Below are 9,141 nucleotides of genomic sequence, written 5' to 3' on the forward strand. Positions count from 1 at the left end.
TGCGGGCATACGCGTTGACACACGTTCTGGTGGGCGCGTTTTTTTTTATATGACACTGCGCCTTATAATCTGTACCGACCACCGGCCCGCGGCCCCTTCTGGGGGCAGCGGGCCGTTGCGCACCAGCTCTTACTTCTTCTTCGGGGTCACCCAGAGGTTGATCGTGCCCTCGATGGCCACGGTGCCGTCCTCGCGGATGCCCTTGACGCGCACCGCGAGGTCACCGTCGGCGGTGTCCCACTGCTCCTGATCGGTCTCCGCGATGCAGGTGATGTCGGTGGAGGCCTTGGCCGTGTAGGAGACGGTCATCCCCTTGGGGATCCAGCGCTTGTCGCGCGGGATGGTGACCTCCGCAAGGGCACCCATCGCCATCTCGAGACCGTTGCACAGCGCGATGGCGTGCACGGTCCCGATGTGGTTGTGGTTGCCCTTGCGGTTGGGCACGATGACCTCTGCATAGTTGGGCCGCAGCTGGTTGACCAGCGGGTGGATCGACCCGAAGTAGGGCGCCTTCTTCGAGAAGGCGACCGAGAATGCTCTCTTGCCGACAACGGGGACACGGTTGAAGGACTTCCAGAGGTCGTAGAGCTGGCTCATGCTGGTCAGGTTACCCGAGGGTAACCTCCTCCCCTCTCCTGGCCCGAGATCAGGAGAGGGAGAGGAAGACCTTCTCGAGCTCCTCGATCTGCTCCGGGCGGTCTCCGTCGGCGTGCGCGCGGCGCAGCTCGTTGGAGAGCAGCGCGAAGGCCGCCTTGTCGAGGGCCCTGGTCACTGCCTTGAGCTGGCCGACCACATCGGCGAGCTCACGGCCGTCTTCGATCATGCGGAGCACGCCACCGAGCTGGCCCTGAGCCCGGCGGACTCGATTGACCACGCTCGTCGTCTCCGCGTCCCGAGGTTGGGGGACGGTCACGTCGTCGGTCAAAGTGTTGCCTTCCATCGTTTCTGGCATCATTCCTGGCTCGTTGTTGTATCCCCCGGGGGACAACGGTCCAGACCAGTCGGCGTTACGGTTCTTTCTGGTTGATTCCGGTTTTCGCCTACATGGGGCCGAAGTTCGTGCTAGTCGCCCGTCTCCCACACGATCTCGACACGGTTGCCGAACGGATCGCGGACATGGAAGCGCTGGAATCCGTCGGCGTTGTGACGCTGGCTCCAGTCGACGTCGAAGCCCAGGCCCGCCAACCTCGCACCCATGGCCTCCAGGTCCGCCTCGGTCTCGACCGCCAGAGCAGGATGGGCCTTGGCCTGCGGTCGGTGCGGGTCCTCGACGCCGAGGTGGATCTCCGCGCCGCCCGGCGAGCGGAACCAGGCGCCACCGCGCTTGGCCAGCTCGGCCGGCTTCGGCACCTCGGACAGCCCGAGGCCATCGGCGTAGAAGGTCCGGGCCTCGTCCTCGTGGCCGGCGGGCATGCCGACCTGCACGTGATGAATCCGCATCATGCCTCCAGTCTGCGGGCGACCACGAAGACGCGGCGGAACGGGAGCAGGACGAAACTGTTTCCTACCGAATCGTTTCTTACGGGATAAGCCTGTGCCAGACGGTTCTTGAGCTCCTCGGCGAACGGCTCGAAGAGACCCGCCTTCTCGAGCGCCGCAGCCGTGGGACGCAGGCTCGTTCCGGCGATCCAGGTGAAGACCGGGTCCTCGCCCCTCAGCACGTGCAGGTACGTCGTCTCCCAGGCATCGACCTCGAAGCCCTCCCTCGCCAGCACGTCGTAGTAGTCGGCCGGGTCGTGCGACCCGGGCGCCTCGAGGTGACGGGTGTGCTCGGCGTAGGGCTCCTCGGCGGCCAGCTCCTCGCGGAGCCTGTGACTGGGCTCATCGAAGTTGCCCGGGACCTGGAAGGCGAACCAGCCGCCCTTCCCGACCGCGGCGGCGAGCATCGGGATCAGGTCCAGGTGGCCAGGAACCCACTGGAGGGTGGCATTGGAGAGGAGTACGTCGACCGATCCCGGCACTACCGAGTCGGCCCAGTCGCGAAGGTCCGCCACCGCGAAGTCCACGCCGTCGACGGTCGCGCGTGCCTTGTCGATCATCGGCGCACTGGAGTCGAGGCCGACGACCCTGGCCTCCGGCCAGCGGCCGGCAGCGAGGGCGGTCAGGTTGCCGGGACCGCAACCGAGGTCGACCACCGTCTTCGGACGGTCCACCCCGACCCGGCGAAGGAGATCGACGAAGGGCCGACCTCGCTCGTCGGAGTAGGTCAGGTAGCGCTCGGGATCCCATGCGGTCATGGCGTACGTCCTCTCGATTTCTCTTGACGTCAAGATAATCAGATCGTCTCGCCGACTTGTCTCGATGTCAAGATTCTCGATGAGGCGATCTTGGGCTAGGCTCTCGCCATGCGCGACGAAGTCGACGACCTGAGCGAGGCCTGGGCACACGAGCGGCCCGACCTGGACCTGGGTCCCGTCGAGATCTTCTCGCGTCTCTCCCGCCTCTCGCGTCACCTCGACCTCGCTCGTCGCGACGCGTTCTCGGGCTCCGGGATCGAGTCATGGGAGTTCGACGTGCTCGCCGCCCTCCGCCGAGCGGGCGACCCCTATGAGCTCTCCCCCGGCAGGCTGCTGCGCGAGACCCTGGTGACCAGCGGGACCATGACCAACCGCGTCGACCGGCTCACCTCGCGTGGCCTGGTCGAGCGGCTGCCGGATCCGGCGGACCGCCGCGGTGTCCTCGTTCGCCTCACCCCCGACGGCAAGGCGACCGTCGACAGCGCCTTCGAGGCCCTGCTCGCGGCCGAGCGGGAGTTCCTCGACAGCCTCTCCGACGACCAGCAGAGCCACCTCACCGATCTGCTGCGCCGCCTGCTGGTCCCCTTCTCATCCTGACCAAGAACCCCGCCGAGTCGGCTCATCCTGACCGAAATCCTCGCCGAGTCGGCCCGTCCTGACCGAAATCCTCGCCGAGTCGGCTCGTCATGACGCGCCGACTCGGCGCCGGATCTCGTCACAACGCGCCGACTCGGCAGGGTTGCGGACCAGCTACTCCAGGATCTCGGCCGCCTCGAGCCACTCCAGCTCGAGGTCGTCCTTCTCCGCGGCGAGCTGGTTCAGCTCTGCACTGAGCTCGGCGAGCCGGGTGTAGTCGTTGACCGCCTCGGCCATCGCGAGCTCGAGCTTCTGCTGCTGCTCGGCGATCCGCTCGAGCTGCTTGTCGATCCTGGCGACGATCTTCCTCGCCGCTCGCTCCTCGGCAGAGCCGGCCTTTGCCTTCGACGGGCTCGCAGATGCCGTCTCGGCCGACGCGAGCGACGCCTCGGCCCGCGGGGCCGACGCCTGGGCAGGGATCGGGAGACGGCGCTCGAGATACTCGTCGACACCGCGCGGGAGCATGGAGATCTGGCCATCGCCGAGAAGGGCCCAGACGGAGTCGGTGACCCGCTCGAGGAAATAGCGGTCGTGGGAGACGACGATCAGGGTGCCGGGCCAGGCGTCGAGGAAGTCCTCGAGGACGTTGAGCGTCTCGATGTCGAGGTCGTTGGTCGGCTCGTCGAGCAGCAGTACGTTGGGCTCGGTGAGCAGCAGGCGCAGCAGCTGGAAGCGGCGGCGCTCGCCGCCGGAGAGGTCGCCGATCCGGGTGACCAGCTTGTCGCCGGTGAACCCGAAGCGCTCCAGCATCGAGGTCGCCGAGAGCTCCTGGCCGTCGGTCGTCTTGGTGACGCGCTTGATCGACTCGACAGTCGGGAGGACCCGCGCCTCCGGATCGAGGTCGTCGAGCTGCTGGGTCAGGTGCTGTAGAGCGATGGTGCGGCCGTGGCGTACCTTCCCCACCGCAGGCGGGAGGGAGCCGTCCAGGAGCGACAGCACCGAGGTCTTGCCGGCGCCGTTGACGCCGACGATGCCGATCCGGTCTCCCGGACCGATGCGCCAGGTCGCGTGCGACAGCAGCTGTCGCTCGCCACGGAAGAGGTCGACGTCCTCGACGTCGATGACGTCCTTGCCGAGCCGCTGAGCAGCGAACTTCTGCAGCTCGAAGCGGTCCCGCGGCGGAGGTACGTCCTCGATGAGCTGGTTGGCGGCGTCGATGCGGAACTTCGGCTTGGACGTACGCGCCGGGGCGCCGCGGCGCAGCCAGGCCAGCTCCTTGCGGACCAGGTTCTGGCGACGTACCTCGGTGGCGGCGGCCTGACGGGACCGTTCGGCCTTGGCGAGCACGAAGGCGGCGTAGCCACCCTCGTAGGCGTCGACCTGACCGTCGTGGACCTCCCAGGTGAACTGGCACACCGCGTCGAGGAACCAGCGGTCGTGGGTGACCACGACGAGAGCGGACGAGCGCGCGGCCAGGTGTGAGGCGAGCCAGGCCACGGCTTCGACGTCGAGGTGGTTGGTGGGCTCGTCGAGGACGATCAGGTCGTGCTCCCCGAGCAGCAGCTCGGCCAGGGCACAGCGCCGACGCTCACCACCGGAGAGCCCCATCACCGCCCGGTCGAGGTCGATCCCGGCCAGGAGCTGCTCCACGATCTCCCGCAGCGCCGGGACGCCGGCCCACTCGTGGTCGGACCGCCCGCCGAGCACCGCCTCGCGGACGCTGTGGGAGTCGATGAGCTGGTCACCCTGGTGCAGGAACCCGACGAGCAGGCCACGCTGGCGCGAGACGCGGCCGGAGTCAGGCTCCTCGAGACCGGTCATCACCTGCAGGAGCGTCGTCTTCCCGTCGCCGTTGCGGCCGACGATGCCGACCCGCTCGCCGGCGTTGATGCCGAGGGAGACGTCGTCGAGGAGGGGCCGGATGCCGTACGCCTTGGAGACGTGCTCGAGGTTGAGGAGGTTCGCCATATCGCCTCCCATTGTCCCCGAGGGCGGTGAGGCAACCCGCATCGCGGCGGCCATCCAGCGGCACACCGGGCGGACGAAGCGCCCCTGACCTGCTTAGACTCGGTGCAATGGCCGAGAAGACGCTCCGCGAGCACACCCATGGCTCGCGTCAGATGATCCTCGAAGCAGCGCTGCGGCTGGCCGCCGAGCGCGGCTATGTCGGCACGACGATGGCGCAGGTCCGCCGCGCGACCGGTCTCCCGCCGTCCTCGCTCTACTGGCACTTCTCCAACAAGGACCAGCTTCTCGCCGAGGCGCTCGAGCACGGCTACACCCGCTGGCACCACGTCGCGCCGCGGTGGGAGCCGGCACCGATCGGCAACGACCTGCGCAAGGGCCTGCTGGCAAACCTACGGCGCACCACGTCGGACACCCACGGCGCCAAGGCCGACTGGTGGCGGATGGGCCTGATGCTCGCCCTCGAGTCCGGACCGACGGTCGGCGACGGTCCGCGCGAGCGGTTCCTCCAGATCCGCACCCAGACGATGGCCGAGTTCGAGCGGTGGTGGTCCGAGGCGGTCGACCTTCCGGCCCCACACATCGAGACCCTCGCGCGGCTGACGCTCGCCGCCCACGACGGTCTCTTCGTCCACGCCCAGACCGACGAGCCCGCCGAGCTCGACCCGCTCCGGCGACGGCTCGCCGACGGGCTGGCCGAGGTCGCGGACCATCTCCGGGAGCAGGACCCGGCGGCCGTCCCGGAGCCCGTGGACCTGCCGCCGGTGACGTACGAGGGCAGGAGCAGCAGTCGCGAGAAGCTCGTCGCGGCAGCGCTGGAGGTAGCCGCGGAGAGCGGCTACGAGGGCGCCTCGATCAGCCGGATCTGCGCCGCGGCGGAGCTGCCGGCCTCCTCGGTCTACTGGCACTTCGCGAACAAGGACGACCTGTTCTCGGCCGCGGTTGACGACTCCTACCGCGCCTGGAGCAGCGCCCAGTCCTCCTGGCAGCCGCCGAGCGCGGACTGCGACTGCTCCACCGAGCTCCCTCTGTTGCTGAGGCCACTGGTGGCCAGCCTGCACCGGCTGCCCCCGTTCCTGCGGATCGGCCTGATGCTGGTGCTCCCGACGCGGCCCGAGCCGCTTCCCGGCCGCGACCGGTTCCTTGCCGTACGCCGCCAGTCGCGAGACGACTTCGCCGGATGGTTCCGTGGAGCCCTCGGCGACGACGGACCCACGCATGCCGACGAGATGGCGGCGCTGCTGCTCGTGATCGCAGACGGACTTCTCTTTGCCGAGGCGCTCGACAGCGCCGACATGCCACCGGCCACGACCTCGGACCTGCTGGCGCGACTGGTGACGGCGACGCCGTTTCATACACAGATCAGCCACTGACCTACTACCGTAGGTCCACAGAAGGTTTACGAGGCTAACGTGCGGAAACGCATGGAACTGTATGCCGTGTCATCTATTTCCGCAGGTCAGGAATGAGATTTATCCAACATTTGCTCCACAACCTCCGGAACGATCGTTACAGTGACTGCTGTCACAGAGAGTTGGAGGCCCCAGATCCCCCCTTCGTGGTGCCTCCGTCTCATTAAGGAGATCCCCCCATGAGCGTCACTGCTATCCCCACCCTGGCTAGTCAGCACGACCATGAAGGTGCCGCGAGGACGACCTCCTCGGCGACCCCGTCTGCGACGAAGGCCCTCCAGATCCTGGAGGCATTTCTCGGAGCCGGCCCGAAGCTCGGTGTCAGCGAGATCGCTCGCACCGCGGGCCTTCCCAAGTCGACCGCCTTCCGCCTCCTGCGCCACCTCGAGCAGAGCGGGTACGTCGAGCGCATCGGCCGCCACTACGTACTCGGCCGGCGGCTCTTCGAGCTCGGCAACGCGGTCCAGATCTGCCGCCCGCAGGGCATCCGCGAGACCGCGATGCCGCATCTGGCCGAGCTCTACGTAGCGACCGGCAAGACCGTGCACCTCGCCATCCTCGAGGGCACCGACATCGTCATCCTGGAGAAGATCACCGGACGCGGTGGCATCCAGCCGGACACGTACGTCGGCGGGCGAGCTCCCGCCGCCTGCTCCGCGCTCGGCAAGGCGATCCTCTCGTTCAGCGACCGCAACCACATCGCGGCGGTGCTCGAGTCCGGTCTGGTGAGGCGCACTCGCCACTCGCACGGCGACCCGGCGAAGTTCCTCGCCGAGCTCCGCCGTGCCAACAGCGAGCGCATCGCCTTCGACCGCGAGGAGGCCCAGCTCGGCATCGTCTGCGCCGCGGTGCCGATCATGATCGAGGGCCGTGCGATCGCCGCCGTCTCCGTCTCCGGAGGTGCCGCCGGATTCAACGCCGCCAGCATCACCCGCCACCTGCGCCGTGCCGCCGCAGCGATCTCGGACGAGGTCGTCTCCAGCGCCGCCTGACGCCCGTCGAGGCGTCACCTACATCGGCCGAGGCGTCGGTTTCGTCGGTCGAGAAGTCATGCGCTGACGTCTCGACCGACGTACCTGACGTCTCGGCCGACCGGGCTAACGCGTCGGCGGGTTGGGTCAGTAGGTGACCACGTGGGCACCGGCGACCGGGCCCGGGGCGGTCCAGACGCGGTCGTACGCCTTGGCCTGCATCGCTCCGGCGACCTCACGGGCGTGGGAGGCGTCGCGGCAGAGCATCAGGACCGTCGGGCCAGAGCCGGACAGCTGCACGGCCAGAGCGCCTGCCTCGGCGCCGTCCGCGAAGGTCTGGGCGAGGTCGGGGCGTAGCGCCAGGGCCGGCGCCTGCAGGTCGTTGGCGAGCGCGTCGGCGAGGAGGTCGGCGTCGCCCTTCTCCAGCGCCATGAGCAGGCTCTCGGGCACCTGCGGGTCGCCGACGCCGGTCCCGGCGAGCTCGTCGAAGGCGCGGTAGACCGACGGCGTCGACAGCCCCTGCTCGTTGCCGACCGCGACCCACCACCAGGAGCCGTTGTCGGTGACCGGCTCGACGATCTCGCCACGGCCGCCGCCGATGGCGGTGGCACCGATGAGCGCGAACGGTACGTCGGAGCCCAGCTGTCCCGCCAGGCTCAGCAGATCCTCGTCGGGTGTCTCCAGCGACCACAGACGGTCCAGGGCGACGAGCGTCGCGGCCGCGTCGGCCGAACCACCGGCGAGGCCGCCGGCGACCGGGATGCCCTTGTGGATCGCGACCTTCGCGGCCTTGTCGATGCCGTGGTGAGCGGCGAGCACCTTGCCTGCGCGCACGACGATGTTGTCGTCGCCGGTCGGGATCTCACCCAGCGCGATGTGGTCCTCTCCGGCGAGCGTGACCTGCCACTCGGCGGCCTCGCTCACGGTGACGTCGTCGTAGAGCCCGATCGCCTGGTAGACGGTCGCCAGCGGATGGAACCCGTCCGCACGGACCGGCCCGACGCCGAGATGGAGGTTGAACTTCGCGGCGGCGCGGACGGTGATCGTCATGAGGGGACCTTCTGGAGCGATTCGGTGATGCGTACGAAGTCCGCGATGGTCAGCGTCTCGCCGCGCGCCAGCGGGTCGATCCCGGCCGCCACCAGCGCCTTCTCGGCGGCGTCGGCAGAGCCGGCCAGAGGCTTGAGTACGCCGCGCAGCGCCTTGCGACGTTGCGCGAAGGCGGCGTCGATGACCGCGAAGACCTCTTCGCGCGAGACCGTCGTCGACGGCGGCTCGCGGTGACGCCAGTAGACGAGCCCGGAGTCGACGTTGGGCGCCGGCCAGAAGACGTTGCGGCCGATCGCACCGGCGCGGCGCACCTCGGCGTACCAGGCGGCCTTGACCGACGGGACGCCGTAGACCTTGGAGCCCGGCTTGGCGGCCAACCGGTCCGCGACCTCGGCCTGCACCATCACCAGCCCGTGCCGCAGCGAGGGCAGCAGGGACATCAGGTGCAGCAGGACCGGCACGGAGACGTTGTAGGGCAGGTTGGCGACCAGGGCCGTGGGCGGAGGGCCGGGGACGGAGTCGACCCGGAGGGCGTCGGCGCGGAGCAGGCTGAACGCGTCGGCCTGGTCGGGGGCGTACTCCTGGATAGTTCTCGGTAGCCGCTGTGCCAGGACCTCGTCGATCTCGATCGCGGTCACCTTGGCGCCGGTCTCGAGGATGGCGAGGGTGAGCGAACCGAGGCCGGGGCCGACCTCGACGACGACGTCATCGGCGCCGACGCCGGACTCGCGCACGATCCGGCGCACGGTGTTGGCGTCGATCACGAAGTTCTGCCCGCGCTGCTTGGTGGGGCGAAGATCGAGCTCAGCGGCCAGCGCCCTGACCTCCGCGGGCCCCAACAGGCGCGTCGGGGTGCGGTCGGTCATGCCACCCAGCGTAGGCCACGAGTGCCGAGTCGGGGGCGCCGGGCACCGCCCACAACCCCCCGCG

10 protein-coding genes are annotated in these 9,141 nt (G+C 69.0%); 3 read left to right on the forward strand and 7 right to left on the reverse strand.

Translation table 11 applies throughout. The features are described 5' to 3' along the window. Window positions 1-129: 129 nt before the first annotated feature. The 4 genes from ACFV9G_RS29120 to ACFV9G_RS29135 form a co-directional block, all read right to left on the reverse strand. The gene (locus ACFV9G_RS29120) at window positions 130-597 is read right to left on the reverse strand and encodes a hotdog fold domain-containing protein (RefSeq protein WP_378732836.1); all 468 of its coding nucleotides are present in this window, start codon (window positions 595-597) and stop codon (window positions 130-132) included. 49 nt (window positions 598-646) lie between these two features. Next, window positions 647-940, reverse strand: coding sequence for a metal-sensitive transcriptional regulator (locus ACFV9G_RS29125; protein WP_378732838.1), 294 nt, complete (start codon window positions 938-940; stop codon window positions 647-649). A gap of 122 nt (window positions 941-1,062) precedes the next feature. Continuing rightward, window positions 1,063-1,443: a VOC family protein gene (locus ACFV9G_RS29130; protein WP_378732840.1), complete on the reverse strand. Its 381-nt coding sequence runs from the start codon at window positions 1,441-1,443 to the stop codon at window positions 1,063-1,065. Further along, entirely contained in the window at window positions 1,440-2,237 is a 798-nt protein-coding gene (locus ACFV9G_RS29135; protein ID WP_378732842.1) for a methyltransferase domain-containing protein, read from the reverse strand. Before ACFV9G_RS29135 ends, ACFV9G_RS29130 begins: the two co-directional genes overlap by 4 nt. A gap of 108 nt (window positions 2,238-2,345) precedes the next feature. Here ACFV9G_RS29135 and ACFV9G_RS29140 point away from each other — a divergent pair, with 108 nt between their 5' ends. Continuing rightward, window positions 2,346-2,834 (forward strand): MarR family winged helix-turn-helix transcriptional regulator, encoded by a 489-nt coding sequence (locus ACFV9G_RS29140; RefSeq protein WP_378732844.1) that lies wholly within the window; start codon window positions 2,346-2,348, stop codon window positions 2,832-2,834. A gap of 153 nt (window positions 2,835-2,987) precedes the next feature. On the opposite strand, the gene ACFV9G_RS29145 is transcribed toward ACFV9G_RS29140, so the two are convergent. Further along, window positions 2,988-4,793, reverse strand: coding sequence for an ABC-F family ATP-binding cassette domain-containing protein (locus tag ACFV9G_RS29145; RefSeq protein ID WP_378732846.1), 1,806 nt, complete (start codon window positions 4,791-4,793; stop codon window positions 2,988-2,990). A gap of 95 nt (window positions 4,794-4,888) precedes the next feature. Between ACFV9G_RS29145 and ACFV9G_RS29150 the strand changes: the two genes are divergently transcribed. Then, window positions 4,889-6,151, forward strand: coding sequence for a TetR/AcrR family transcriptional regulator (locus tag ACFV9G_RS29150; RefSeq protein WP_378732848.1), 1,263 nt, complete (start codon window positions 4,889-4,891; stop codon window positions 6,149-6,151). A gap of 218 nt (window positions 6,152-6,369) precedes the next feature. Beyond that, the gene (locus tag ACFV9G_RS29155; protein ID WP_378732850.1) at window positions 6,370-7,182 is read left to right on the forward strand and encodes an IclR family transcriptional regulator; all 813 of its coding nucleotides are present in this window, start codon (window positions 6,370-6,372) and stop codon (window positions 7,180-7,182) included. Window positions 7,183-7,308: 126 nt separating this feature from the next. On the opposite strand, the gene ACFV9G_RS29160 is transcribed toward ACFV9G_RS29155, so the two are convergent. Beyond that, a complete protein-coding gene (locus ACFV9G_RS29160) occupies window positions 7,309-8,211 on the reverse strand; it encodes a 4-(cytidine 5'-diphospho)-2-C-methyl-D-erythritol kinase (RefSeq protein ID WP_378732852.1) in 903 nt (300 codons plus the stop codon). Next, entirely contained in the window at window positions 8,208-9,077 is an 870-nt protein-coding gene (rsmA, locus tag ACFV9G_RS29165; RefSeq protein ID WP_378732854.1) for a 16S rRNA (adenine(1518)-N(6)/adenine(1519)-N(6))-dimethyltransferase RsmA, read from the reverse strand. The genes ACFV9G_RS29160 and rsmA overlap by 4 nt, the downstream gene beginning before the upstream one ends. Window positions 9,078-9,141 lie beyond the last annotated feature (64 nt).

Origin of the sequence: Nocardioides sp. NPDC059952 (assembly GCF_042730435.1) — a bacterium.
Lineage (GTDB): Bacteria > Actinomycetota > Actinomycetes > Propionibacteriales > Nocardioidaceae > Nocardioides.